This is a genomic window from Vreelandella lutescens, from assembly GCF_014640815.1.
Lineage (GTDB): Bacteria > Pseudomonadota > Gammaproteobacteria > Pseudomonadales > Halomonadaceae > Vreelandella > Vreelandella lutescens.
On the sequence record NZ_BMHM01000001.1, the window covers coordinates 361,092 to 386,421 of the forward strand.

At 57.9% G+C, this 25,330-nt stretch carries 20 protein-coding genes; 12 read left to right on the plus strand and 8 right to left on the minus strand.

The features are described from left to right. The first annotated feature begins 21 nt into the window (after window positions 1–21). Entirely contained in the window at window positions 22–1,044 is a 1,023-nt protein-coding gene (locus tag IEW65_RS01700) for an SO_0444 family Cu/Zn efflux transporter (protein ID WP_188637783.1), read from the plus strand. A gap of 40 nt (window positions 1,045–1,084) precedes the next feature. Here the strand turns inward: IEW65_RS01700 and IEW65_RS01705 are convergent, their stop codons facing one another. Next, on the minus strand, window positions 1,085–2,449 hold the full coding sequence (locus IEW65_RS01705; protein WP_229755448.1) for a metal-dependent hydrolase family protein: 1,365 nt from the start codon (window positions 2,447–2,449) through the stop codon (window positions 1,085–1,087). A gap of 211 nt (window positions 2,450–2,660) precedes the next feature. Next, the gene (locus tag IEW65_RS01710; RefSeq protein WP_188637785.1) at window positions 2,661–3,590 is read right to left on the minus strand and encodes a LysR substrate-binding domain-containing protein; all 930 of its coding nucleotides are present in this window, start codon (window positions 3,588–3,590) and stop codon (window positions 2,661–2,663) included. Window positions 3,591–3,760: 170 nt separating this feature from the next. Here IEW65_RS01710 and IEW65_RS01715 point away from each other — a divergent pair, with 170 nt between their 5' ends. Continuing rightward, the gene (locus tag IEW65_RS01715) at window positions 3,761–4,339 is read left to right on the plus strand and encodes an NAD(P)H-dependent oxidoreductase (protein WP_188637786.1); all 579 of its coding nucleotides are present in this window, start codon (window positions 3,761–3,763) and stop codon (window positions 4,337–4,339) included. Between the two features lie 73 nt (window positions 4,340–4,412). On the opposite strand, the gene IEW65_RS01720 is transcribed toward IEW65_RS01715, so the two are convergent. Next, complete coding sequence (locus IEW65_RS01720; protein WP_188637787.1) at window positions 4,413–6,188, minus strand: S8/S53 family peptidase; 1,776 nt, start codon at window positions 6,186–6,188, stop codon at window positions 4,413–4,415. Between the two features lie 175 nt (window positions 6,189–6,363). On the opposite strand from IEW65_RS01720, the gene IEW65_RS01725 reads away from it, so the two are divergent. From IEW65_RS01725 to IEW65_RS01745, 5 genes are all read left to right on the plus strand, one after another. After that, window positions 6,364–7,338, plus strand: coding sequence for a DUF2157 domain-containing protein (locus IEW65_RS01725; RefSeq protein WP_188637788.1), 975 nt, complete (start codon window positions 6,364–6,366; stop codon window positions 7,336–7,338). After that, window positions 7,335–8,408, plus strand: coding sequence for a DUF4401 domain-containing protein (locus IEW65_RS01730; protein ID WP_188637789.1), 1,074 nt, complete (start codon window positions 7,335–7,337; stop codon window positions 8,406–8,408). Before IEW65_RS01725 ends, IEW65_RS01730 begins: the two co-directional genes overlap by 4 nt. After that, a complete protein-coding gene (locus tag IEW65_RS01735; protein ID WP_188637790.1) occupies window positions 8,398–8,919 on the plus strand; it encodes a GDYXXLXY domain-containing protein in 522 nt (173 codons plus the stop codon). Before IEW65_RS01730 ends, IEW65_RS01735 begins: the two co-directional genes overlap by 11 nt. A 75-nt stretch (window positions 8,920–8,994) precedes the next feature. Next, window positions 8,995–9,942 carry a pirin family protein gene (locus IEW65_RS01740; protein ID WP_188637791.1) on the plus strand — a complete coding sequence of 316 codons (948 nt, stop codon included), beginning with the start codon at window positions 8,995–8,997 and terminating at the stop codon, window positions 9,940–9,942. A gap of 143 nt (window positions 9,943–10,085) precedes the next feature. Further along, window positions 10,086–11,855, plus strand: a complete 1,770-nt coding sequence (locus IEW65_RS01745; RefSeq protein ID WP_188637792.1) for a mechanosensitive ion channel family protein — start codon at window positions 10,086–10,088, stop codon at window positions 11,853–11,855. 41 nt (window positions 11,856–11,896) lie between these two features. On the opposite strand, the gene IEW65_RS01750 is transcribed toward IEW65_RS01745, so the two are convergent. Continuing rightward, window positions 11,897–15,379, minus strand: coding sequence for an acyl-[ACP]--phospholipid O-acyltransferase (locus tag IEW65_RS01750; protein ID WP_188637793.1), 3,483 nt, complete (start codon window positions 15,377–15,379; stop codon window positions 11,897–11,899). A 134-nt stretch (window positions 15,380–15,513) separates the two neighbouring features. On the opposite strand from IEW65_RS01750, the gene IEW65_RS01755 reads away from it, so the two are divergent. After that, window positions 15,514–16,284 carry a helix-turn-helix domain-containing protein gene (locus tag IEW65_RS01755; protein WP_188637794.1) on the plus strand — a complete coding sequence of 257 codons (771 nt, stop codon included), beginning with the start codon at window positions 15,514–15,516 and terminating at the stop codon, window positions 16,282–16,284. Then, window positions 16,284–17,138, plus strand: coding sequence for a putative RNA methyltransferase (locus IEW65_RS01760; protein WP_188638267.1), 855 nt, complete (start codon window positions 16,284–16,286; stop codon window positions 17,136–17,138). The genes IEW65_RS01755 and IEW65_RS01760 overlap by 1 nt, the downstream gene beginning before the upstream one ends. Before the next feature lie 106 nt (window positions 17,139–17,244). Here the strand turns inward: IEW65_RS01760 and IEW65_RS01765 are convergent, their stop codons facing one another. Beyond that, entirely contained in the window at window positions 17,245–17,451 is a 207-nt protein-coding gene (locus IEW65_RS01765; protein ID WP_009095703.1) for a cold-shock protein, read from the minus strand. Window positions 17,452–17,672: 221 nt separating this feature from the next. Continuing rightward, complete coding sequence (locus IEW65_RS01770; protein WP_188637795.1) at window positions 17,673–17,888, minus strand: TIGR02450 family Trp-rich protein; 216 nt, start codon at window positions 17,886–17,888, stop codon at window positions 17,673–17,675. Window positions 17,889–18,088: 200 nt separating this feature from the next. On the opposite strand from IEW65_RS01770, the gene IEW65_RS01775 reads away from it, so the two are divergent. Together IEW65_RS01775 and IEW65_RS01780 are read left to right on the plus strand one after the other, a co-directional pair. Next, complete coding sequence (locus IEW65_RS01775; protein ID WP_188637796.1) at window positions 18,089–19,354, plus strand: dicarboxylate/amino acid:cation symporter; 1,266 nt, start codon at window positions 18,089–18,091, stop codon at window positions 19,352–19,354. 28 nt (window positions 19,355–19,382) lie between these two features. Then, window positions 19,383–19,859, plus strand: coding sequence for a nucleoside deaminase (locus IEW65_RS01780; RefSeq protein WP_188637797.1), 477 nt, complete (start codon window positions 19,383–19,385; stop codon window positions 19,857–19,859). 88 nt (window positions 19,860–19,947) lie between these two features. Here IEW65_RS01780 and IEW65_RS01785 read toward each other — a convergent pair whose 3' ends face one another. After that, a complete protein-coding gene (locus IEW65_RS01785; protein WP_188637798.1) occupies window positions 19,948–20,121 on the minus strand; it encodes a YqaE/Pmp3 family membrane protein in 174 nt (57 codons plus the stop codon). Window positions 20,122–20,307: 186 nt separating this feature from the next. On the opposite strand from IEW65_RS01785, the gene IEW65_RS01790 reads away from it, so the two are divergent. Beyond that, window positions 20,308–22,350 carry a TonB-dependent receptor family protein gene (locus tag IEW65_RS01790; RefSeq protein ID WP_188637799.1) on the plus strand — a complete coding sequence of 681 codons (2,043 nt, stop codon included), beginning with the start codon at window positions 20,308–20,310 and terminating at the stop codon, window positions 22,348–22,350. Between the two features lie 233 nt (window positions 22,351–22,583). Here IEW65_RS01790 and IEW65_RS01795 read toward each other — a convergent pair whose 3' ends face one another. Continuing rightward, entirely contained in the window at window positions 22,584–25,124 is a 2,541-nt protein-coding gene (locus IEW65_RS01795) for a glucose/quinate/shikimate family membrane-bound PQQ-dependent dehydrogenase (RefSeq protein WP_188637800.1), read from the minus strand. Between the last annotated feature and the right edge of the window lie 206 nt (window positions 25,125–25,330).

A 25,330-nucleotide genomic window follows, 5' to 3' on the forward strand; every position in this document is an offset into this window, starting at 1 on the left:
CCTGGACAAGCAGGTGACGACATGACGCTACTAACCGAGCTGCTTCAAATCGCGCTAACAGCGGCCCCGTGGCTGCTAATGGGGCTAGTGATTGCTGGGTTAATCCAGGCGTGGTTGCCAGAAAGCTTGCTGCAGCGCTGGATGGGCGGGCGCGGCCTGGGAAGCATTGTGCGAGCGGCAGTGATTGGCATGCCGCTGCCGCTGTGTTCCTGCGGGGCGATTCCTACCGCCATTGCGCTTCACCGGGGCGGTGCAGGGCGTGGGCCAACCACCTCGTTTTTGATCAGCACCCCAGGCGTGGGTGTGGACTCGATTTTGCTCACCAGCGTGCTGCTTGGGCCGCTAATGGCGATGGTGCGCGTTGTCGGGGCGTTGGTGACGGCTATTGTGACAGGCTTACTCGTGGGCTTTACCCGCGAAGCAGAGGCCGTTGTGCCTGTTGCTAAGAGTGGCTGCTGTTCGTCGCATGGCTGCCATGACCACCACACTGAAGCAGGCGAACCTAGCGGCCTAAAAGCGGGGCTGCGTTACGCGTTTAGTGATCTGCTGGATGATATCAGCGCGTGGATGTTTGCCGGGCTGCTGCTGGCGGGCGTGCTAGTGACGCTGGTGCCGCCAGATACGCTGGCGCAATTTTCGGGCGGATTTTGGGCGCTTCTGCTCATGGCGGTGGTAGGCATTCCGCTCTATATCTGTGCCGCGGCCGCCACGCCGGTGGCGGCGGGGCTGCTGTTGGCCGGTATTTCGCCAGGAATGGCGCTGGTGTTCCTGCTGGCGGGGCCAATTACCAGCCTCGCCACGCTGGCCATTTTGCGCCGCGAGCTGGGTAATGCGGCGCTGGCGGTCTACTTTGCCAGCGTGCTAATCGTCACCGTGCTGGTGGGTTGGCTGTTTGATGTAGCCGTTGGAATGGCCGGTTGGAATCCGGTGGAGCAGGCCAGCCAAGTGCAAGAGCTGCTGCCACTCTGGTTAGAGTGGCTGGCTTTGGCAGCGCTGGCGCTGGTGGCTATTAGGCCGCTGCGCCGCCGTTTACTGGGGTTTTAACCTTAGCTTGAGTTTTGATCTTAAGGTTTTTAAAACGAGTTTAGCGGGTGTCTTTATAAATGCGCCCGCCTTTCATAATCATCCGCAGGTTTTGCTCTGGGTCGTGCAGAAAATCGAGATTGCGGCTGGGGTCGCCATCTACCAGCAGTAGGTCTGCCCAGGCGCCGGGTTCGATCTTGCCTAATATGCCGGGGTAGGGGTTGCGCGGGCCGGAAAGCGCCAGCAGCTCGCCATTGCGGCCGGTAGCCATGGCCAGCACGGTGAGCGGGTCGTAGAAGCGGGTGAGTTTGGCTAGCTGGCGCAGCTGGTTGGGCGTGTTTTGCGGGTTGAACAGAATGTCAGTGCCCCAGGCGGTTTTAATATCAAAGCGCTGGGCGAGTTCATAGGCGCGCACCGTGCCTTCTGCCACTTGCCGCTGAGATTCCCGGCGGGCGGCGTCGGGGTAAACGTTGGAATCTTCGTCCTGTAAAAATGGCTGTAGGCTCCACCATGCGCCTTCGCCTGCCATCATGCGGGCGGCTTCTTCATCGGCCAGTTGGCCGTGCTCAATGGATTTGACGCCTGCCCTTAGCGCTCGCTGTATGCCCCTTGAAGTGTACACATGCACCATTACGTAGGTGCCCCAGTCGTCGGCGGCATCTACGGCGGCACGCAGTTCGCGCTCGGTAAACTGGGTACTGTCGAGTGGATCGTACAGCGAGGCAACGCCGCCACCAGCCATCAGTTTGATTTGCGAAGCGCCTAACATGAGCTGCTCACGGGTGCGGCGCAGCACTTCATCTTCGCCATCGGCAATGGCGGCGACCCCTTGGCGCTCTTGTTCACTCAGTGGGGTGTTCGTGCCTCGCGGGATCTCATGGCGCATGCGGAAATCGCCGTGCCCCGAGGTTTGCGAGATCATCGCCCCGGCGGGAAAGATTCGCGGGCCATCCACAATGCCTTCGTTAATAGCGCGTTGCAGCGCAAACGAAGGCCCGCCCACATCACGTACTGACGTTACTCCGCGCATCAGCGTGCGTTTGGCTTCTTGGGCTGCCACCAGATGAATGTAGCCCACATCAGCCGTCATGGCGGTGGTTTGGGTAATGGCCGCCAGCGTGGTGTGCCAATGAGCATCAATGAGCCCCGGCATCAGTAGCCTGCCGCCACAGTCGAAGACTTCCGCCCCTTCGGCGGCGGCATCGGCGGGGAGAATGGAGTGAATCCGGCCTTCTTCAATACGTACTGAAACACCGCTTTGCACCGCACTGCCACTACCATCAAACAGCTGTAGATTGGTCAGCAGCAGCGGGCCGTTGGCTTGACGCGGCTGCGCGCTTACCACCGAGGGCGCGCTGAGCCCGGCAAACATCGCCATCACCGCAGCGGTGCCGCCCAGCACTTGGCGTCGGCTAAGGTCGGCCATGATTCGCTCATGAAATTGCTGCAGCATGGGTGAGCCACAGCAGCATGCGCCGGGCCCATGAGAAGCGTGCCCATGAGGTAGAGGCGTGTGTAGATACGGGGCGTTGAACGTCTTGGCGGCGGGCATAAACGGGCTCTCATCGGCTAGGGGCGATCATCGTTAATAAACTATAGTGAGTGCCGGTAAGCAAGAGAGCTGTGCGTTTACACTGCTATTGTTGCCCATCAGGAAGCCGTGCAGGATCGCTGGTGTACTGCCGAGGCAGGCGCTCTGCCAGAAAATCCATAAACAGCCGGGTACGCTGGGAAAGCGTGGCCTGGCGGTAGTAAACGGCATTAATTGGCTGTGTGATTAGCTCGGTGTGGTCGGGCAGGACGTCGACGAGCGTACCGTTTTGCCTGGGCGCGCGGGTCATGAAGTCCGCCAAACAAACGATCCCTTCGCCTTTGAGTGCTAGCTCCAGCAGCGTGCTGCCGCTAGAGGCGGCGAGTGTGGGCGTGATATGTAAGCGCTTACCATCGGCGCAGGTCAGCGGCCAGTGGTTTAAATGCTCCAGCTGGCTAAAGCCGAGCAGGCTGTGATGGCAAAGCTCTTCTACCTGCTGCGGCGTGCCGTGGCGGGCTAAGTAGGCGGGGCTGGCCAGCACCCGCAGCGCGCTATGGCCGAGTGGGCGAGCATGAAGCGAGGAGTCTTCCAGTGTGCCAATGCGAATGGCCAAATCGACTCGCTGCTCCAGCAAATCCACGAAGCGGTCGTGGGTATCCAGCTCTAGGGTAATGCCTGGGTAGCGGGCACGAAATTCACCAATCACCGGCACAATCACAAACTGCATAAAACTGGGGGCGGCATTCACCCGCAGCCTGCCCTGGGGCTGGTCGTGGCGGTCGAGCAGCGCTTCCTCAGCCTCTTCTACAGCGGATAGGATGCGTCGGCAGTGGCTAAGAAAGGTATCTCCCTCTTCTGTTAGTTCTAAGCGGCGGGTCGTGCGGCGCAGCAGCGTGGTACCGAGTTTCTGTTCCAGGCGATTCAACGCGCGACTCACGCCAGAAACAGTGATGCCTAACCGTTCAGCAGCAGCGGTAATGGAGCCGCAGTCCACCACGGTGATAAACGCTTGCTGCTCTTCTAAAGTGCTTTTCATTGTTGGTTTGAAATGCCTCGATAAAAGGTTGATTGTTGATTTTAACGCAAAAGTATATTGCCAAATGTTTGGTTTTTCTCTTCTGCCTTGCACTGCACAATGCTCGCCACTTAATGCCCTGCCTACCCTTGTTACGCGGGGCAACAACGATACCCGGTGAGGTTTAAGTAATGAAAATACTGTTAATCAATGGCGGTAAAGCCTTTGCCCACTCTGGCGGTGAGCTCAACAATACCCTGCATGCAGTAGCGCTTGATACGCTGAAAGAGCTGGGCCACGAGGTGCGTGAAACGGTCATCGAACAGGGCTATGAGGTCGCTACCGAAGTGCAAAACTTCCTTTGGGCGGACAGCATTGTGTATCAAATGCCCGGCTGGTGGATGGGTACCCCCTGGACCGTAAAGCGCTACATTGATGAAGTCTTCACTGAAGGTCATGGTTCCCTTTACGCCAGCGATGGCCGCACGCGCCAAGACCCGACCAAGCATTACGGCAGTGGTGGCTTGCTGCAAGGCCGCCACTACATGCTGTCATTGACCTGGAACGCGCCGATTGAGGCGTTCAACGAGCCGGATAACTTCTTTGAAGGCCGTGGCGTCGATGGCGTGTACTTCCCGTTCCATAAATCACAGGAATTTATTGGCCTTGCGGCTCAGCCGACCTTTATTGCCAACGATGTGATGAAGGTGCCAGACGTAGAGCGCGATAAAGCCGCTTACCGTACTCACCTGCGACGCGTGTTTGGTTAATTTGCCACGCTGCTCGCGAGTCCAAGCCAACGCAAACGCCCACCTTATTCGGTGGGCGTTTTGCTGAGCGGGTTTAGCGTTCTCGGCTCAAGCTCTGAACGGTTAAATCGAGCGCTTTGTACATATCGAGCCGCGCAGAGAGGCCAATATCCGGATGGTTCAGATCGTTGGCGCGCTCTGAGGGCAGGATGGGGGCGGTGAGGTCGTCGGCATCGGTGGGCTCAAAATCGTACTCTTCGCCGATGGTCATGGCGCTGCGCCTTAGCAGCATGCGTAGCTGTGCCGGGGTGAGCGCAGGGTCAATCGACATCATTGCGGCTAGCAGGCCTGCCACCAACGGCGTGGCATAAGACGTACCGCAATGCGCCTCGCCCTGCTCGTCGGCTATTAACGAGGAGCCGCGCACGCAGGCGGCGGCGGTGATATCCACACGCATATCAATATTGGAGGCGTTGCGTTTTACCGCATAACCGGGGTCGTTAACCGGCACGTCCTGTTCGCTGCGTTCGTGCCCGCCCACCACAAAGAGCTGGTCAGTGACGAACGAGGAGGGCAGGCGGTACTCGTCTCTGCTGGAAAACGACGAGGCATTCCCCGCAGAGTTGACCACCACGACGTCAGGGTGCTCCTCGCGCAGCCATAGGAAGAACTCTTCCAGCAGCTCTTCGTAACCGCTCATGGCAATACCTGAGCGCATCAGGGAATCCACCTCTTCACCGTTAACATCCATGGCTCCTACGCGATGGATGCCCCAGCTCCAGTTGAGCACGCGCACGCCGTCTTCAACCAGATTCACCGAGGCGGCAATATTAGCCGTAATGCCCGCATCCGAGTTTCGGTCAACGATCACATCAAAACCAGGGCCCACGTCGTCTAAGCCGCGCAGAAAGCCACTGTTGCCGCCTTCGTTCCAGGCCGCGGCGAAGACTCCCGCGACCGTAGTGCCATGGCCATCTGGCTTGTCGGCATCGCGGCCATAAACGCAGGTGCGTTGGGCGTCTGCTCGGCAGTCGCCCAGGTGGTCAGCGAAGTCCGGAGCGTCAAAATCGACGTTACGCTCAATCACCCCGATGCGGATCGGATGGGTGTCGATCTCATCACCCCCGCGCCCAATGCGCCGCTGATAGAAGTTCACGGCATCCAAAAAGCGGTTGGAGGCCCACTCCTGGTCATCCTCGGCGGCAGGGGGCGTGGTGATTGCTTCACGCTCTATGCTCTCTTCGGCACCGGACTCTTCAGTGACCACCGCATCGACGCTCACTTCATTGCCTAGCCGCAGCACCAGGGCATCCCGCTCATCCAGATTATTGGCAGTCAGGCGCAGCTGATACGTGTTCAGCGGTGGAATCATCCCTACTATCTCAGCGTCGTATTTATCGGCTAAGCGCTGAGCCTCATCGGCACCCTCGTAACTCTCTTCGATAATGAGGCTGACCAAGTTGATATAGGTGCTAATGCCGTCCATGTTATCGGCCACTTCCTGCGCCGTTGCCGCGACAACATGGCTGCCTTTTAGAGTGAGCCACACGGGGTTGCTGGCGTGGTCCTGCTGCTCTATCCACAGTGGGCCGCTATCGGTGCTTTCACGCTCAATGCTAACGCGCAGGAGGCCGTTGTCTTGTTGAACGTTGTCGTGGGGGAGCACTGAGCCATTGAGCTTCACTTGGAAATCACTACCCTCTAACCCTCTGACACTGATGCAAAATTCTTGAACGTCGAGGGTCAGTAAGTTGCCGCAGCGCTGTAGCTGTTCGACCCGCAGCGGTGGCTCTGCGAGCGCGCTATGGGTGACCCACACTAGGGCCAGCGCCGGTACCCAACGGCCAGCGTTCCAAGAGATGACTGCCATGTCGGTGCTCCTCACTAGGATTAAAAATGGCCTCTAGCATATCTGGATTCTCTGAATGCGGCATGAACGCCAGTGTTCGTTTCAGCTGCTCTCGTCAATATTGCCAACTAGGCTGATTAGGCATAAAGCTATTAGTCTCTTGACTTCGTTTATGCTCATTTCATAAGGAACCGTCGTGACCACGAATCGCCGTGAGTTTGTCTCGCTGGTTGAGCAAGGGTGTATTTCTCCTAAACAGGTGCCGCAGGCGCTTGTCATAGCCGGTTTATCTCCCACACCGCGCATTTGGGCCGAGCTGCTGGACAGGCTGCTGCTGTGGCTTGGTGCATTAGCGCTAGCCTTTGCTGTGCTGTTTTTCGTGGCTTATCACTGGGTGGCGATGGGGCACTGGCTGCGTTTTGGCTTGGTGCAGGCGGTGTTATTGGTAGCCGTGGGCGTGGCGGTTTGGCGGCCTGCGAATGTTTGGGTGAGCCGGGTAGCGCTCACGGCTGCCTTTGTTCTGTTGGGCGTTCTACTGGCGCTGGTGGGGCAGGTGTACCAAACCGGCGCAGACCCGTGGCAGCTCTTTTTTGCCTGGGCCGTCTTGGGCCTGCCGTGGGTATGGGCGGCGCGTTTTAGCCCGCTTTGGCTGGTGTGGGTGGGCGTGGTGAACCTAGCAATATGGCTTCACGCTAGCGTATGGGGCTGGGGAGTGAATGGCAGCTTCCTCGCTGGGGAGTCGGGTTTATGGGGGCTTTGGGTAGCCAACGTGGCGGCGCAAGCGGTGTGGGAGTGGGGCGCACAACGGCGAGCGTGGCCAGGGCGCTGGGCAATACGCGTACTGGCCTTGGGCGCGGGCGTGCCTATCACGCTGCTCATGATGAGCTGGGTGGCCGGGCTCGCCTTTGGCGTCACGCTAAGCGCGTTGCTTTACCCCCTCTGGTTGGCTGCGCTGTATGGCGTTTACCGGTGGTGGCGGTTGGATCTGTTTATGCTGGCGGGTGGCTGCGTATCGCTTATCGCAGTGCTGACGCTCTGCATGGCTCGTTTGGTGATGTGGGAGGGCCAAGGCGAAGCGGGAGGGCTGCTCATCGTCGCCGTGACGGTGTTTGCCCTGGGCGCGGCAGCCGTGGCGTGGCTAAAACGCCTACACCGTGAGGCTATCCAATGAACCAACAAGACTCACCGTTGAAGCAAACACTCACACAAGCGGGAGTGGTGCTGAACGAACGGGCCGCTGCCACTCATTCCATGCCCTGGTTTGTACGCGGCGTTCAGGCGCTTTCGGGCTGGCTGGCCGCGCTGTTTTTGCTGGGATTTATTGCCACCGGGGTGGTGTGGGTGCTGGAGAGCCCGCTCGCTGCATTACTGGTAGGCGGATTAATGGTGCTAGGCGCGTATGCGCTGCTGAGACGCTCATCCGATAGCGATGTCATGGAACATATGGCGCTGGCATTTAGCTTGGCAGGGCAGCTTTTGATGGCGTGGCCGCTAGCGGATGCGCTTAGCTTTTCTGCGGGCTTTGGCTGGGCGCTAGTGATCATGCAGGTTGTTTTGGCAGCGTGTATGCCAAGCCGCCTTCACCGTTTTGTGGCCGTGGTGTTGGCGTGCCTAGCCTTGGAATTTGCGCTTGCCGCCAGCGGTATCATGCAAGTGGCCAGTAGCCTTGTGGTATTAGCGCTGGTGGGGCTGTGGTTGAACGAGTTTCGCTGGCCGGAGCGCCTGAGCGATATGCATGCCTGGGGCGTGGGCCTGTTGGTCGGCGTGCTCATCCTGCAAGGCGTTGCCCATGCAGGGCAGGCGCTGTGGCTAGGCAGCTTTGTGGAGCTTGATGCGCTTTCCCCGATGCTCAGCCGCAGCATCAGTACGGCGTTGGCAGGCGTGGCGCTGGTTTGGGTAGTGCATACGGCGATGGGCTGCCACTCGCTTTCCCGCAGTGTAACGGGGGTGGCTTACAGTGTTGCGCTGCTGGTGGCGGTGCTCTCTTATTTTGTGCCGGGGCTGAGTAGCGGCATCGCGGTGCTGCTACTGGGCGTTGCGATTAGCCATCGGGTGTTAATGGCCAGCGGCATACTTCTGCTGCTGGCGGCAGTCAGTGCTTATTATTACTGGTTAGATGTCTCGCTACTTAACAAGGCAGCGCTGCTGTGTGTGCTGGGCAGCGTGCTGTTAGCGCTGCGCTGGGGGTTGCAACGCTGGCGCTTAGCGACAACAAAAGGACGTGAACAGCATGGCCACTAGCGTGAGGCGTTTTCGATGGGTGGTGATGTTGGCCACGCTAGCGGTTCTGGTCGTGGTCAACAGTGCTATTTGGCAGAAAGAGCGCCATATCGCCCAAGGGGACGTGGTTTATTTAGAGCTTGCCCCGGTGGACCCGCGCTCATTGATGCAGGGCGATTACATGGCGCTTAATTTTGCGCTGGCGAATCGATTGCAAAGCGAGCTGTATCAGCACACCGAGAACCTCGCTGCTTCTATGGATGGCGAGGTCGTTATTCGCATTGATAACACTCAGGTGGCCCACTTCCAGCGAATTGACGACGGCACGCCGCTACAAGCGGATGAGCGGCGCTTACACTTTCGCCTGCGCCATGGCCAGGTACGCTTTGCCACCAATGCCTTCTTCTTTCAGGAGGGCCACGCCGAGCGCTATGAAGCGGCACACTACGGTGAGTTTCGCGTTAATGAAGCAGGCAAACTGCTGCTCACCGCGCTGCACGATGAGTCGTTTCATCGTTTAGGTGAGAAATGAAAGCGCTCTTTAGAGCAGCGTGGTGCTGTTTCGGCTATACCCTAAAGGGACGCCAATTCTGACGGGAGATGTGTGATGAGCTGGATGCCTGATATCGAGCCGAGCTGCCCCGCAGCTGGCTGTTTGGAGGACATTGAAACGCTGATTGTGCCCCGTGCACGGGATATCGGCGGGTTTGAAGTGCGCCGCGCTCTGCCTGCCCCTAAACGGCAAATGGTGGGGCCGTTTATCTTTTTTGATCAAATGGGCCCAGCGGAGTTTATCCGTGAGGAGGGTATTGATGTACGCCCTCATCCTCATATTGGGTTGGGTACGGTGACTTACCTCTACCAAGGAGAGTTTCAGCACCGCGATAGCCTGGGCACTAACCAGATGATCTATCCCGGTGCGGTGAACTGGATGGTGGCAGGCAACGGCGTGACCCACTCCGAGCGCACTAGCCCCACCACCCGTGAGCAGGCGCATTCGCTGTTTGGGATTCAGACCTGGGTAGCGCTTCCCGAGGCCGACGAGGACAAGCCCGCCAGCTTTGCCCATCACGGTGAACAGACGCTGCCGCTGCTGAGTGGCGAAGGCAAAGAAGTGCGCCTGATTTTGGGCACCGCTTGGGGCGAGCGTTCTCCTGTGCAGACTTTCTCGGAGATGTTTTACGCCGATGCGGTGTTGGCCCCAGGTGCCAAACTGCCGCTGCCTGATCACCATGAGGATCGCGGGCTCTATGTGACATCAGGCGCTATTTTAGTGGCGGGAGAACGCTTTGAATCAGGGCGTATGATGGTCTTTAGGCCGGGCGATGCGATGACCGTAGTGGCCGGCGAGCAGGGCGCACGTTTGATGTTGCTGGGGGGTGAAACGCTCAACGGCCCGCGCTATATCTCGTGGAATTTTGTCGCTTCCTCCCGTGAAAAACTAGAGGCGGCCAAGCAGGCGTGGGTCGAAGGTGACTTTGAACATGGTCGGTTTCGGCTTCCTCCTGGTGATGCAGAAGAGTTCGTTCCTTTCCCTGGCCAGACCGCTCGGTAGCCCTCTTGCTTGCCTGATAGGGTAACGTGGTCTGTACTTTGACCAACCATCGACACGGATAAGCCCACGGATTTAAGTGGGCGCACGGCGTAAGCCGTTGGTTGATGGCGGGGATTGGCTCACTTTTACTAAATAAGGCAAGTATGAAAAATTACAGCTCGTGGCCCGTTTGGGGGGTGTTGGCCGTTATGCTTATGTTCTCCAGCATTGGCATGGCGCAAACGCAAGGCGATGAGAGCGAGGATCCGCGTTGGTTCACCATGGATGCGATCAATGCGGGGTTAGACGAAGTGCCTGAAGAGGCGAAACGTATGTCGCCCCGGGAGACCATTCGCAGCTTTTTAAGCTTCACCGAAGATGACAATTACGCTGGTGCGGCGCACTTATTGAATCTGGCGGATGTTGACCCCAGCGAGCAGCCAGCGCAGGGGGCGGAGTTGGCTAAGCAGCTTGCTGAGGTTTTAAGGCGTGGCGAATGGCTAAATGCTTCTAATCTGCCAGGCCGCCAGGATGCGGCTATTGAAGATCCCTCCGGTCAAAACCCTATGGCGGGCGAGCCGCGACGCAACATCGAGTTGGCTGCTTTGCAAGTGAAGGGCCAAGCCTACGATGTGAGGCTAGGCCGCTACCGGGTAGGTGACGAAGATCCCGTATGGCTAATTATGCCAGAGAGTGTTTCGTCTATCCCGGCGCTGTATGAAGAGTACGGCCCCTCCATGCTAGAGAGCTATATTCCTGAGCGGTTCAAAGCATCATTTGGCGTGCTGAAAATTTGGGAATGGCTGGCGATCCCGGTTTTTCTGATCACTATTGGCGTAGTAGGCATCGCTGCCTACTACGTGGTAGGGCTAATTGCTCGCATTTTACCCGCGGGTGTTTCCACTATTTTTGCCGACCAAATTGGCGTGCCCGTCGCGATGATTGTGGTGTCGCTGGTCACCCAGATGCTGCTTGATTACGTGGTGTCGTTTTCAGCGGTGGCCACCACCACGTTTAGAGTGCTACTGATTGCCATTATGGCCTGGGGCGCTGGCACCATCGCGCTGCGGCTGGTCGATACCATCATGCTACGTATGACGCGTCGCTTAGTGGGGGAGATTGACGATACCAAGCCTAAGGATAAGCGCCGACTGCTGACCTCGCTTTACGCGCTGCGCCGGGTGATTATCCTGATTACCGTGGTGGCGGTTTCGGTGTATGTGTTGGGGCAAATTCAGCTGTTTGAATCCTTGGGGCTTTCTATTCTGGCCTCGGCCAGCGTGCTAGCGGTACTGGTCGGTATTGCGGGACAAGCGGTGCTGGGCAACATCCTTTCATCATTTCAGCTCTCGCTGGCCAAACCCATCCGTATTGGCGATTTGGTCATCTTCGAGGGGCAGTGGTGCTATGTCGAAGGGATTTTCTATACCTTTATTCGACTGCGCTCCTGGGATGAGCGGCGGCTGATTGTCCCGGTTACGTACTTCACCTCTAAGCCGTTTGAAAACCTCTCGGTGAAAAGCACCAAGATGTACCGCTTCTTGGAGCTAACCTTGCACCTAAGCGCCGACATCTCACAAATACGCGAGAAGTTTTTAGACTTCGCCAAGGAAGAGGATAGCGTGATTGAGCATCATAAGCTGCTCTGCTATGTCACTGGCCAAACCGCCCATGCGCAAACAGTCACCTGCTACTTAATGACTTCCGACCCAATGGCAGGCTGGACCGCTGAGATGAACGTGCGTGAGAAGTTAATGGCGTATATCCGTGATGAACACCCACAATGGTGGCCTCGCGAGGTGGTGGTCATTAGCCATCATGATATTGCGCGTGGTGAGCAGCCTCGTCCGTCCGGCGGTGAACATCAACGTGCGGCTGGACAAACAAGCGACACAAGTGACGCCAGCGACCAGCCTGACGGTAGCGCTGAGTAAGCGACTAACAGGGCAGCGGCTAGACCGCTGCCCTGTGATGACTAGCGTGTCGCGCTGCCTTCTAGCGATAACTGCTCTTGAGCAAGCCGTTTAGCGCCTGCAAAATCCGCCTTACCAGATCCTAGCCGTGGAAGTTGTTCGACGGTAAACCAGTCGCTGGGGATCATTAACGCAGGCGTGCCGTGGCTGCGCAGGGTGGTTTTGATCGTTTTGGTGTCCAGCGGTTCTTCGCTCAGCATGATGATACGTTCGCCTTTGTTTGCATCGGGTAGGCTGACCGCCATCAGCGGGGTGTCGGAGTCGTCTAGGGCTTCTTTAACCGCTGTTTCGACGGCCGTTAGGCTAATCATTTCGCCGCCGATCTTGGCAAAGCGGGCGTAGCGGTCGATCAGTGTTAAAAAGCCATCTTCATCAATAAACCCTTTATCGCCAGTGACGTACCAGCGCTGGCCGTCGAAGGTTTTGAGTGCCTGCTCGGTGCGTTGGTGGTCGTTGAGATAACCCTGCATCACCTGTGGCCCGCTAATCACGATCATGCCCGGCTCGTTGGTGGGTAGCTCCTCGAAGCTCTCAGGGTCGACGACCTTAATGCTGGTGCCGGGGAGCGGCATACCCACGGTGCCGGGCTTATTGCCTTTTTGAACCTGCTGGTAGTGAACGCCTACGGCGTCGGGCAGGTTGACGGCCGCCACGGGAGCGGTTTCTGTCGCGCCATAGCCTTCATAAATCGCTTTATTGAATTTGTGCGCAAACCCTTCACGTACGCTGTCATCCAGTTTCTCTGCACCGGCCACCACAACGCGCAGGCTTTCCAGCATGGCGGGCTGTACCTTTGGGCTGCGGTTGAATAGCCGTAGCATGCTGGAGGTGCCGAACATAATGGTGGCTTTGTGCTTGGCTACTGCGTTGGCAACACCTGGGGCATCAGTAGGGTCGGCGTGACTGACCAGCGGCAGCCCTTCGATCAATGGGAGTAGCTGGGTGACGGTAAAGCCAAACGCGTGAAAGAGCGGCAGCGAGGCCATGACCACATCGTCGTGCTGGGTATTGAGCACGTCGGAGGTCTGTTTGATATTCGCCATCAGGTTGCGGTGGCTCAGCATTACGCCTTTGGGGTGCCCTTCGCTGCCGCTGGAGAACAGGATAGCCGCCGTGGCGTCGGCATCCTGGCCGTGGCAATAGAGCGTCTTTAACAGCCAAGCGGGTAGCAGGCGAACGGCAAAAAACGTACTGACGCGCTCTAGCCGGGAGATCCCCGCCTGTAGGTCTTCCAGGTAGATCACCTGTTTGCCTTCCAGCAGCGATTCCACCGCCAGCCCGCGCTGGTTCAACTTTTCCACAAAGCGGCGAGAGGTAACGACGGTGCGAATATCGGCTTGCTGCATCGCGGAGGCAAGGGCGGCTTGGCTGGCGGTGTAATTTAAGTTCACCAGCGTTTTGCCCGCGAGCAGCGTGGCCATATTGGCCAGTACCCCTGCGGTGCTGGTAGGCAGTAGTAGGCCAAGCGTCGATTCATTGAGGCTACAGTGTCGAAAGCGCTTGGCGAGCAGCAGGCTAGCGGTGAGCGCCTGACCTGCGTTGAGTGGGCGACTTAAGGCGTCGGCCAACGCTGGGGCGCTTGGGCTGCGTTTGACGCTGTTGATCCAGGCCGCAGGCAGCGAAGGCAGTTCCTCCATGGCGTGTTGCCACGAGTGGGTCGCCTGCTCGAAAATGCGCCGTTTGAGTACGTCGGCGGGAGTGTCTTTAGGCAGCGGTTTGCCAAAGGCGACTACCACCGAGCGGTGCAGCGGCGCATTGCGCAGTTCCTTGAGCTTGCTGGACGAGCGGGAGAACTGGCTGCCCCACAGGCCGCGCAGGTAAAACGGCACAATGCGTACGTCTGGGTTGGCCTGTTTACAGGCGCGTTCGTAGCCACGGCGCAGCTCACCCAGCTGGCCGTTGCGGCTAATCGCCCCTTCGGGGAACAGGCAAACCACTTCCCCTGCATTAAGCTGTTCGGCCACGGCAGCCAGGGCGTTGTCTGCCCCTGCGCCGCGCTCAATGGGAATGCAGCCCAGCGCTTTAAAGAACCAGCGTAGGTACCAGCGCTGGTAGATGTTTTTCAGCATCACAAAGCGCACCGGGCGCGGGCTGGCAATTTGCACCATCGCCCAATCTACCCAGCTAATGTGGTTGCCCAGCAGCAGCACACCGCCCTGTGCGGGCAGGTTTTCCAGACCGTGAACGTCTACGCGGTAACGGCGGGTAAGCAGGAAGCTGAGAATAAAGCGCACTAGGCTCTGGGGCAGTTTAAAAATGGTGTAGCCACCGCCCACCATCGCCACGCTGGCGACTAATAGCAGCAGGTAGTGGCTATCTACGCCCGCCAGCGCGAACAGCGCGGTGAGCACCAAAAAGCCCAGCATCGAGAGATTCTGGATCCAGTTGTTGGCGGCGAGCACGGTGCCTAGCTCGTGATCCGCCGCGTGAAACTGAATCAACGCGTTGAGCGGCACGATAAATAGCCCGCCCATCATGCCGATGAACACAAAGTTGAGCGCTTGGCTGGTGGGCGTGGTGAGGAGGGGAAGGCACCACAGCCCGACAGCGACACCGACAGCACCCAGCGGAATTAACCCGGTTTCAATACGGTTGCGGGAGAGCTTGCTAGCTAACAGCGAGCCGAGAGCAATGCCGATACCGCTGGCGGCGAGAATGGCTTGCAGCACCAGCGTGTTCTCAATGCTGAGCGCCTCTTTGGCATAGGCGGGAAAAGCGGCCAGCAGCACTTGCCCCACCGACCAGAACGTCGCCAACCCAATAATGGAGAGCCGCAGCACTGGCTGGCGGGCAAGAATACTCAGATTGTTTTTTAGCGCAGTGCCGCTGCGGTAGCGTGCCCAGGTGAGCGGGGTAGCCGCAGGCTGTGCTTCATCCAGTGGGAGCCGATAAAGGGCGACGACCTGAAGGCCGCTGTTAAGCACCAGTAGCCAGCCCAGCGGGGCGATATGGCGCAGTAGGTCGCTTGGCGTGCTGGCGCTGGGGGTGACCCAGTGTTCAAACAGGGCGGTAAACGCCACCGTGCCGGCCAGGATCGCGCCAATGGTGACCGCTTGCACTAGCCCGTTGGCTTCGGCTAGCCGGGGTTTACCAAACAGCCCTTTTACTAGGCCGTACTTGGCGGGTGAGTAGAACGCAGACTGGATGGCCAGCAGCAGCGTCATCGCAAAAGCGAGCCAGAACCAGCCCTGGTAGTAGGCGGCGGTAATGCCCAGCGACACCGCCACGGCGGCCCAGGCGGAGAGCCTTAGCACGCGAACTTTGGGGGTGCTGTCGGCAATATGGCCTGCCGGGCTGAAGAGGAGAATAAACGGCAGTAGAATCAGCCCATTCACCAGGGCGGTGAGCACGACCTGGGTCGCGCCATCGTAGCTTTTGAAAATCGTATTCTGAATGACGATTTTGTGGCCAAGATCCACGAAGGCATTGAGAAAAATGGCCATCAAGTAGGGCCAAGCGCCCGCGATGCGCAGCAAAGGTTGCATGGTGTGTCGCCTTAGAAGCCGAGAGTTAACGCACTGTCGGCAAACGGGGTGAGTGTTGCAACGCTCACCGTTCAAGTTGAGTTATATAGGCTTTCCGGTATCGTTATACGCTACTTTTAAGCGTCGGAGGCCCTGTGAGCCAAACAAGTGCGCTGGTCGATACGCTGAAGCGCCAACTGCGCGCCCAAGGCAACACGTATGCCGATGTAGCCCGGTGGCTTGGGCTTAGCGAGGCCTCGGTGAAGCGGCTGTTCGCCGATAAGCATTTTACCCTAGAGCGCCTAGAGGTGATTTGCGACCAGCTTAACCTGGAATTTGCCGAACTGGTCAATGCCATGCAGGCCGATGAGCAGCGAGTGCAGGAACTGAGCCAGGCGCAAGAGCAGCGCATCGTCGATGACCGTGAGCTGTTTTTGGTCGCAGTGTGCGTGATTAACGGCTACCGCTTTGAAGAGATTCACCACCAGTATCGGCTGAGCGAGGCGCAGTGTATCCGCCATCTGATCACGCTTGAGCAGTTAAAGCTGATCGAGCTGCTGCCGGATAATCGTATTCGCCAGCGCGTGGCGGCTAATTTTCGCTGGCGTCCTGGCGGGCCGATTCAGCAATTTTTCCAGCAGCATATTGCCACCGAGTTTTTCCAATCACGCTTTGATCGCGACACCGAAAAGCTGATGGTGTTGAATGGCTTGCTTTCCCAGGCAGGCAGCGCTGAATGGCAGCAAATCATGCAGCGCTTGGGAAACGAGTTTCACGCCCTATGCGAGCGAGAAAGCAGCCTACCGCTTCATCAGCGCTTTGGCACCACCTCGGTGCTGGCGGTTCGCCAGTGGCAATCCACCCTGTTTAAAGATGTATCCCGCGCTTCCATGCCCAACAAACGCTCCAACGAGACTTCTTTGTGATCCATCGTACCCCTTTTCAGGCTCTGGCCTGCCCGTTAGACGGCGAACCGCTCCATTTGGAAGGCGGCACTTGGCGGTGTGCGTCAAACCACAGTTTCGATGTGGCCAAACAGGGCTATATCAACCTGCTGCCCGTGCAGCAGAAGCGCTCCACCGACCCTGGTGACAGCAAAGCCATGGTGGCAGCCCGCCAGCGCTTTTTGGCAGCGGGTGATTATGCACCCATTGCGAAGGCGCTTAGCCAGGCGGTGATGCGCCACTGTGAGCAGCCAGAAACGTACAGCTGCCTGGATGCAGGCTGTGGTGAGGGTTACTACCTGCGCCAGTTGGCTCAACAGCTGCCAGACGCGCAGGCGCTTTCACTGATGGGGCTGGATATCTCTAAGTGGGCGGTGCAGTCGGCGGCGAAGCAAGAGGATAAGCACGCACCGATCAGCCGCTGGGTAGTGGGCAGCAACGCCCAATTGCCGGTGCAGTCGGCAACGCTGGATAGCGTGCTGTGTATGTTTGGCTTTCCTGTGTATAGCGAGTTTGCACGCGTGCTCAAGCCAGGCGGGCAACTGATTCAAGTAGAAGCGGGGCCGGAACATTTACGCGAGCTGCGGGAAATTATTTATCCCACCTTAAAGCCTGCCCGTGAGAAAGCGCTTGATGTACCGGAAGGGTTTAAGCACCTCGCCTCAGAGCAAGTTCGCTACTCCATCTCATTGGAAGGGGCGGAGTCTATCGGCGATTTATTGACCATGACGCCGCATTTGTACCGTGCCAGTGCACAAGGGCGCGAAAAAGCGGCTGCTTTAGAGCAGCTGACGCTCACGATAGACGCCCAGCTCACCGTATGGGAGCGGGGTTAACGCACAAACGCAAAAAGGCCCGCCGAAGCGGGCCTTTCTGTCGAACCGTTCACCTATAGGGCGAGGGTTCTAGCAAACTTTTCAGTGCTATCTAAGAAGATAGGACTTAGGAGATTTGCTTGATGTTAGAAGCCTGAAGGCCTTTCTTACCCTGGGTAACGTCGAAAGAGACGTTAGCGCCTTCCTGAAGGGTTTTGAAGCCGTCAGACTGAATTTCAGAGAAGTGTGCAAACAGGTCGTCGCCACCGTCAGAAGGAGCGATGAAACCGAAGCCTTTGGTGTCGTTAAACCATTTAACTGTGCCAGTTGCCATTGTGTAGATCCTTTGCGCTAAAGCGCCGTAATAAAGTTCCTGGTATTACCCAGATGAAGTAGCGGGTGAAACAAGGAATACAATATCAGGCTGCCGAAAAAGATCGTACACTTCTGAAACCATGCTGCTTGCTAACCAACTGACGCTACAGTGTCATGCTTCTTAGCCTAGGTCAAAGCCTTTTTGCATTTATTTTCTTGGGGGAGGGGGTGTTATGTTCGCTACTTCCAGCCCATTTTCCAGGTGCTATCGTCTTTTAATGCTTGCCACGCCAGTGTTGTCTCCCGGTGGGAGTGAACCGCTTCTAGCACCACCTCTACTACGTTTTCCTCTTCATCACGCAGTAGTTTCGTCACGATAAAGTGTTTTTCTTTATTGCGTGGCGTTACGGCGGTCCATTTGCTGTGGTGTAGCTTGTTGGGGTTGATCGTATTCATGGTGGCTCCGGTCAGTGGCGTTGAGGATGGGCACGCACTCGGCCCTCGCTAAAGTCGCCAGAGACACCATGCTAAGCTATTTCATCGGCGCGATGGAGTTCAAACAAACATCACGCTGGTTTGGCAACCCGTGATGATTCTCCATGACGTGGTTTTACCACTGCTTTACATCCACCTGATTTAAACCAACAGGGCATTCAATGACATATTTGTGGAAGCGCTATCTTCAAGCGTCGCTTATTTTGCGCGTCACCATTGCGTTGGTGCTGGGCGTGCTGGTGGGCATCGTTGGCGGTGACTGGGTGGCCGTTTGGTTGGCACCACTGGGTGATTTATTGCTGCGGCTGCTGACCTTCCTCATTGTGCCCATTGTGCTGTTTACGCTGATGGTAGGGGTGAATCAGTCGCGGGAAGGCAGTGCAGGGCGTGTTGGCGGCAAGGTGTTCATTTACTACTTAGCCTCTTCTGCATTCGCCATTGTGGTGGGCTTGACCGTGGCAACGCTATTTAGCCCAGGCAGCGGCATGACGCTCAACGACAGCGCTAGCTTCTCGGTGCCTGAGAATCCTGGCGTGGTCGATGCGCTGCTTAATATCGTACCGAGCAATATTGTCGTCGCCTTTGCGGAACTCAATATGCTGGGGATTATTTTCACGGCGCTGGTGTTCGGCATTGCGCTGTTGAAAATGCGTCAATCCGAGCAGCAGCACGCGCTTGGCGAGCAGCTTTATCAAGTCATTGAAGGGTTGAACGACGTCACCCTGAAAGTGATGTCGGGGGTGCTGCATTTTGTGCCTATTGGTGTCTTTGCCATCGTTGCCGAAACGGTGAGCCAGCAGGGGATGGAAACGCTGCTTTCGCTGGGTGACATGGTGATGGTGCTGTATATAGCTTTGGGCGCACAGCTGCTGATTTACTGCGCGGTAATGCTGCTGTTTGGCGTAAAACTGCGCACCTTTTTTGGTGAGGCGCGCACGCCGATGGCGACAGCCTTTGCCACGCAAAGCAGCTCCGGCACGCTGCCTATTACGATCAATGCCGCGCAGCGCTTGGGTATACCGAAAAGCATTTATGGCTTTAGCCTGCCGCTGGGAGCAACGCTCAATATGGATGGTGCCGCCATCCGTATTGCCATTTCAGCGGTGTTTGCAGCCAACGTGATTGGCGCGCCCCTGGACTTTATGAGCATGGTGCAGATTGTACTGATCGGCACGCTGGTGACGGTAGGCACGGCAGGTGTGCCGGGCGCGGGCATTATTATGATTGCCACCGTGTTTGCCCAAGTAGGCTTGCCCATTGAAACCGTGGCGCTACTCACCGCCATCGATGCGTTGGTAGGCATGGGGGCAACGGCGCTGAATGTAACGGGCGACTTGGTCGGCACGAACGTGATTGCCCGAAGTGAAGGGCATACGCTGGCTGAAGCGCCTGATGAAGAAGGCGGCCACGCGGTGGAGAACGGTTAATCCGTATTAAGACGATAGGAGAGAAACCATGATTTACGATCATGAGTATCGCTACTTAGAGCGCGCTGTGGCGCTGGCAGAAGAGGCGCTCAACGCCGGTGATGAACCCTTTGGCAGCGTATTAGTCAGCGCCCAGGGCGAGATACTGGCGGAAGATCGTAACCGTATTGCCGGAGGGGACGCCACACAGCACCCTGAGTTTGCGCTGGCGCGCTGGGCGGCCAATCACCTTTCACCGGAAGCGCGTGCGGCCGCCACGGTGTATACCTCTGGAGAGCACTGCCCCATGTGTGCGGCTGCCCATGGCTGGGTAGGGCTGGGGCGGATCGTTTACGTCAGCTCGACCGAGCAGTTAGGAAAGTGGCTTGCCCAGTGGGGCGTGGCACCGCCGCCTGTGGCCACGCTACCAATCAACGAGGTAGTGCCAGGGCTTGCGGTAGATGGCCCGGTGCCAGGGCTAGATGAGCAAGTACACGCGTTGCATCGCCGCCTGCATGGCAAATAGCCGCGCCGTTTCAACCAGGCTTAAAAGAGAACGCCGCCTTGCGCAAAGCAAGGCGGCGTTTGTTAAACTGGTGATGCAATGAGAGAGGCTAGTGCTTCAGTATGACGTAGAAGGCATGAATGATGCCTGGAACGAAGCCGAACAGCGTCAATAGGATGTTTAGCCAAAAGTGTCCTTTGAAACCGACCTCAAAAAACACCCCTAGTGGGGGAAAGATAACCGCAAAAATCATCTTGATCGGGTCAGTCGCGGTAAACGCCATGAAGCCTCCTTTGCTTACACCGTTAGTATAATGTTGCCCAGTCGCCAGTGTAGAACTAATCCCTACACTTGGCTAATAAGTCACTCCATCCTACGACTACCATTTTACGTAGCCGTTCCCCGATGAACGCCTTGGTGCTGAGCGTTCACTGATGATTCATCGGGATTTTTCATTGGAAAGGACGCCATGACTCGCTATCTCCCCCCTTCGTTACTGTTACTCAGCACCGCCTTTGCCGCTCCAGGGTGGGCGCAAACTAGCACAGACGCTGTACTGCCTACTGTAGAAGTCAGCGCACCGCGCTTGGCGCGCGAGCTTTATGCCACGCCTGCTGCGGTCTCGACGATAGAGCAAGACGCCATTGCTCAAGGTCAGCAGCGGGTGCGTTTGGATGAGTCGCTTAACCGGGTGCCGGGTGTTTTCTTACAGAACCGCGATAATTTTGCCCAGGGTCAGCGTATTTCGATTCGCGGCTTTGGTGCCCGTGCGCCGTTTGGAGTGCGGGGCATTACGGTGATGGTGGACGGCATTCCCTACACGCTGCCGGATGGGCAGGCCCAGCTAGACGCGATTGATTTGGATAGCGCTGAGCGCATTGAGGTCATTCGTGGGCCGTCATCGGTGCTTTACGGCAACGCCGCGGGTGGCGTGATCGACGTGACCACCGCCGATGGACGCGATAACCCCGGCACTCGGCTGCGCATGGGTGCCGGTAGCGATGGCTACCAGAAAGTGGCGCTGCAAAATGGCGGCGTGCAGGGGGATTGGTCGCACCATATTAGTCTCACTGCACTGAGCGTGGATGGCTACCGGGAGCAGAGTTCCACCGAGAAGTACCTACTCAATGCCAAGCTGCGCCGTGAGTTGGGCAGTGATCGGGCGCTCACGGCGATTATTAATCTGCTGGATAACCCCCGCTCGGAAGACCCCGGCGCGCTCAACGCCCGCGAAGTGGCCGAAGGGCGCGACCAGGCTGCACCTAACTCGCTGGCGCTGGATGCTGGCCAAAGCGTCAACCAGCAGTTGATTGGCCTGCAATACGAGGATTTATCTGCAGGAGAGGGCGAGCTTTACTTGAAAGGCTTTATCGCCCAGCGGGATTTTGAGCAGCAGCTACCGTTTGTGGGCAGCAGCCGCTTGGGCTATCAGCGCGATTACATGGGCGCTAGCGCCGAGTATCACCACGAGGTAACGCTAGGCAGCTTGCCGCTGAACTACATCGTGGGTGTGGATGCTGCGCGCCAGGAAGATGACCGCTTCCGTAACGATGTGAATCCCCAGGGGGCGGTGGGCGAGCCGCTCGCCGATGAAACCCAAACCGCGACCTCCACTGGTGTGTTTGCTCAGGGGGACTTAGCGCTGTCGGAGCAGCTTTCGCTCTCATTAGGCGCGCGGTTTGACCGGGTAGATCTCGATGTCGACGACGATTTCGCTGCCGATGGCGACCAGAGCGGCCAGCGCACCTTCAACGAATGGAGCGGCTCTGCCGGGCTGAGTTACCGCTACCGCCCGCAGCACCAGGCGTATATCAATACCGGCACCGCCTTCGAGACGCCGACGTTCTCTGAGTTTGCCAACCCCGCTGGCGGTGGCTTCAACCCCAGCGTAGAGCCGCAAAAAGCCTGGAACCGGGAAGTAGGGCTGCGTGGTTACATCGAACCGCTGGCGCTGGATTACGATGTAGCGCTCTTCTCCGTCCGTGTGCGTGATGAGCTGGTGCCCTACGACGAAGGCGGCCGCACCTTCTACCAGAACGCGGGGAACACCAACCGTGACGGGGTAGAGCTGGCGCTGGGGTGGCAGTTGGCCGACCAGTGGCGCTTGAACAGTGCGCTGACCCTGGCGCGCTATGAGTTCGACGAGTTTGCCACCCCCTCTGAGCGCTTCGATGGCAACCGCATTCCCGGCCTGCCGGAACAAACCTGGGTGAACCAGCTAACGTGGGAGAACCTCGACGAGCGCTTCGTCACACTGGAGACCGAATACGTCGGTGACTTGGTGGCCGATAACGCCAACGAGACGGCGGTGGAAAGCTACTGGCTGGTGAACCTGCGGGTAGGCGACGGCTGGCAGCTGAGCCAACAGACCCGGCTAAGCGCCTATCTGGGCTTGCGTAACCTGCTGGATGAAGAGCACTACTCCAATGTGCGCTTGAACGGCACCTTTGGACGCTTTTATGAGCCTGCCCCAGGGCGCAGCGTCTATGGCGGTGTCGAGCTGAGTTTTTAAGACTGGTTATGCTTAAAATTGCCTCAGGGGGCGGTAGTACCCGATACAAAAAGGGCGGCCTATGGCCGCCATATCAGTCAGTTAAAGTATTGATCTATCAATGACGCTTGGTAAGTCTGCTGTGGGAGGCCGCTTTAGCGGGCGAATGGCGCCGTCAGGCGCCTTGGCTAAGCCACCAGTCGCGAGCTGAAGCTCCCTCCCACAAGCGCTAGCTGACTCCTTGGAGCTAGCGGTTACTCCGGTAACGCATAGCCAATCACGTAGTCCCCCATCTTGGTGCCAAAGGTACCGTGACCACCGGCCGTGACCACTACGTACTGGCGGCCGTCGGCACCGGTATAGGTCATCGGTGTGGCCTGGCCTCCGGCGGGTAAGCGCGCTTTGTAGAGCTCTTCGCCTGTGGTGATGTCGTAACCGCGCAGGTACTGATCCAGCGTGCCGCTCAAGAAAGAGACGCCGCCAGCGGTGGTCAGCGGGCCGCCCAATGCAGGAACGCCGACGTTTAACCCAATCGGCAGACCAAAGGGCATGCTGTCGCGGGTGGTACCGTTGCGGTGTTTCCATACCACTTCTGACGCTTGCAGGTCGATACCCACCACATCGCCCCAGGAGGGCGCTTGGCAGGGCAAGCCCAATACGGAAAGCAGCGGGCCTAGCTCTACTGCATAGGGCGCGCCTTCGTTGGGCTGTAGGCCCTGCTCGCTGGCGGAGCCTTGGCCCTCTTGCACTTGGTCTCGGGGCACCAGCGTAGAAACGAACGCGAGGTACTTCGCACCGGTAAACAGCGCCTGACGCTCAGGGTCGACCGCAACGCCGCCCCAGTTCATTACCCCCACGTTACCTGGGTAAACGATGCTGCCTTCCAGCGAGGGCGGCGTGTACTGGCCTTCGTAGCGCAGCGAGCGGAACTGGATGCGACACATCATTTGATCAAACGGTGACGCGCCCCACATATCCCGCTCAGTGAGCGGCGGTGGCAGCAGGTTCAGCGCCGAGCGTGGCTGTGTCTCTGCGGTCCAGTCGCCTTCAATGGCCCCCTGCGGTGCGGGCACTTCTTCAATCGGCACGATGGGCTCGCCGGTTTCCCGGTTGAGCACGTAGAGGCTGCCCTGCTTGGTGGGCTGAATCACGGCGGGCTGGGTGCCGCTTTCAGTTGCTAGGTCGATCAAGACCGGCTGAGCAGGGGTGTCCATATCCCACAGGTCGTGGTGAACGAACTGATACACCCAGGCCACTTGGCCATCGTCTAGGTTGAGCGCCACGAGCCCGGCGCTATAGGTTTCATCGTTTTCAGAGCGGTTAGCGCCGTACTGATCTGGCGTGGCGTTGCCCATGGGCAGGTACACGAGCCCTAGTTCTTCGTCGACACTGATCGGTGCCCACACGTTGGGGGAGCCGCGGGTGTAGGTGTCGCCCTCTTCAAGCGGAGCTGTCTCTTCTGGGTTGCCGCTGTCCCAGTTCCACACCAGCTCGCCGGTGTGTACGTCGAAGGCGCGAATCACGCCAGACGGCTCGTCGATAGAGCTGTTATCGGTGACGTGGCCGCCCAAAATGACCAGCTCTTCGGTCACGGTAGCCGGTGAGGTGGAGTAGTAGCCGCCAGGGGAGAACTCGCCGATGTTATGGGTGAGATCCACTTCGCCGTTGTTGCCAAAGCTTTCGCAGCGCTCACCTGTATCGGCATTGAGGGCAATCAGGCGGGCATCGGCGGTAGGCAAGTAGAGCCTGCGCGGGCACATTACGTCCGTGGCGCTGAGCATGGCTGACGTGCCATCTTCATCGGATGGGTTGTCGCCAACGCCGCTGATAAACAGCAAAAACGCGAGATCCAGATCAAACTGGCTGCCGTCATCAAACAGAGAGCGAGCGTCAGAAACGTTGCTATCCGTGTCGCTACCGGAAGCTTCGCTGTCGGCATCGTGGTTGGCAGCATCGTAGCTAGCAGCATCATAGTAGGCGAGGCCGCGGCAGGTCATGTGCGCCCAGCCAGAGAAGTCATCTGCCCCCATGGTGCTGATGTTGGGATCAAACTCCCACAGGGTTTCGCCGGTTTCCGGTGACAGCGCCATGGCACGGCTGTGCGACGTGCAGATGTACAGGCTGTCGTTCACTTTCAGCGGGGTGTTCTGGTTGGTGATTTCTGGCGGGGCATTGGGGCCGGGTTCATCGCCGGTTTGAATGCGCCATACTTCCTCTAATTCGCCGATATTCTCAGGGGTGATTTGGCTAAGTGACGAGTAGTGGGTGCCTGCATTGGTGCCGCCGTAAGCGGGCCAGTCGTCACCTGCCACTTGTGCTGGGTTGACGGCCTCGGTGTTATTAGCAGACTCAATAGTGCCTTCCACCGTACCTGGGTCGCTAAACTGGCTGGCAATGGCCACGATGATGGCTGCGCCAATGCTGGCCAAGAGGGCTAGACTGCCACTGCGCGAGTTGAGCGGTTTGCGCCACCAGGGCAGCAGCATAATGATACCGAAAAGGCATAGAATCGCGACCCTGGGGACCAACTGCCACCAATCTAGACCTACTTCCCATAGCGCCCAGACAAGTGTGGCGAATAAAACCAGCGCATACAGCCAGAGTGCTGCGCCTTTGCGCAGAGCCAGCAGCAACCCTGTCACTAAAACGCCGAGCCCTGCGATCAAGTAGTAAGTGCTACCGCCCAGCATCAGCAGTTTACCGCCGCCTAAGACAAGCGCTATGCCTGCTAACGCTAGCAGCAATCCCAGCGCTAGGGCTGGCCATTTGCCGCGAGCACGCGTGTGGTCATCCATGAGTTAAACCCCTATTAACAACCCGTTGATGCCGCTTTACCGGAGAGGAAGAGCGGCGATTCCACAACGTGCCCTAACCCATCGGCAGGGCCGATGGGTTAAAACACACATTGGTAGCCTATTATTTTAATAATCAATTCGCTTTTGGTCGAATGATTTGCTGGCTAATTATTGATGCCAACAAAAAAAACGCGCTATTCAACATA

Excerpts from the sequence above, each read along its gene's own strand:
- IEW65_RS01735 (WP_188637790.1), top strand. The coding sequence starts at position 8,398 with ATGGCCACTAGCGTGAGGCGTTTTCGATGGGTGGTGATGTTGGCCACG.
- IEW65_RS01720 (WP_188637787.1), bottom strand. The coding sequence starts at position 6,188 with ATGGCAGTCATCTCTTGGAACGCTGGCCGTTGGGTACCGGCGCTGGCC.
- IEW65_RS01745 (WP_188637792.1), top strand. The coding sequence starts at position 10,086 with ATGAAAAATTACAGCTCGTGGCCCGTTTGGGGGGTGTTGGCCGTTATG.
- IEW65_RS01715 (WP_188637786.1), top strand. The coding sequence starts at position 3,761 with ATGAAAATACTGTTAATCAATGGCGGTAAAGCCTTTGCCCACTCTGGC.
- IEW65_RS01765 (WP_009095703.1), bottom strand. The coding sequence starts at position 17,451 with ATGGCAACTGGCACAGTTAAATGGTTTAACGACACCAAAGGCTTCGGT.
- IEW65_RS01770 (WP_188637795.1), bottom strand. The coding sequence starts at position 17,888 with ATGAATACGATCAACCCCAACAAGCTACACCACAGCAAATGGACCGCC.
- IEW65_RS01740 (WP_188637791.1), top strand. The coding sequence starts at position 8,995 with ATGAGCTGGATGCCTGATATCGAGCCGAGCTGCCCCGCAGCTGGCTGT.
- IEW65_RS01790 (WP_188637799.1), top strand. The coding sequence starts at position 20,308 with ATGACTCGCTATCTCCCCCCTTCGTTACTGTTACTCAGCACCGCCTTT.
- IEW65_RS01780 (WP_188637797.1), top strand. The coding sequence starts at position 19,383 with ATGATTTACGATCATGAGTATCGCTACTTAGAGCGCGCTGTGGCGCTG.
- IEW65_RS01795 (WP_188637800.1), bottom strand. The coding sequence starts at position 25,124 with ATGGATGACCACACGCGTGCTCGCGGCAAATGGCCAGCCCTAGCGCTG.
- IEW65_RS01700 (WP_188637783.1), top strand. The coding sequence starts at position 22 with ATGACGCTACTAACCGAGCTGCTTCAAATCGCGCTAACAGCGGCCCCG.
- IEW65_RS01775 (WP_188637796.1), top strand. The coding sequence starts at position 18,089 with ATGACATATTTGTGGAAGCGCTATCTTCAAGCGTCGCTTATTTTGCGC.
- IEW65_RS01730 (WP_188637789.1), top strand. The coding sequence starts at position 7,335 with ATGAACCAACAAGACTCACCGTTGAAGCAAACACTCACACAAGCGGGA.
- IEW65_RS01710 (WP_188637785.1), bottom strand. The coding sequence starts at position 3,590 with ATGAAAAGCACTTTAGAAGAGCAGCAAGCGTTTATCACCGTGGTGGAC.
- IEW65_RS01705 (WP_229755448.1), bottom strand. The coding sequence starts at position 2,449 with ATGGCCGACCTTAGCCGACGCCAAGTGCTGGGCGGCACCGCTGCGGTG.
- IEW65_RS01785 (WP_188637798.1), bottom strand. The coding sequence starts at position 20,121 with ATGGCGTTTACCGCGACTGACCCGATCAAGATGATTTTTGCGGTTATC.
- IEW65_RS01750 (WP_188637793.1), bottom strand. The coding sequence starts at position 15,379 with ATGCAACCTTTGCTGCGCATCGCGGGCGCTTGGCCCTACTTGATGGCC.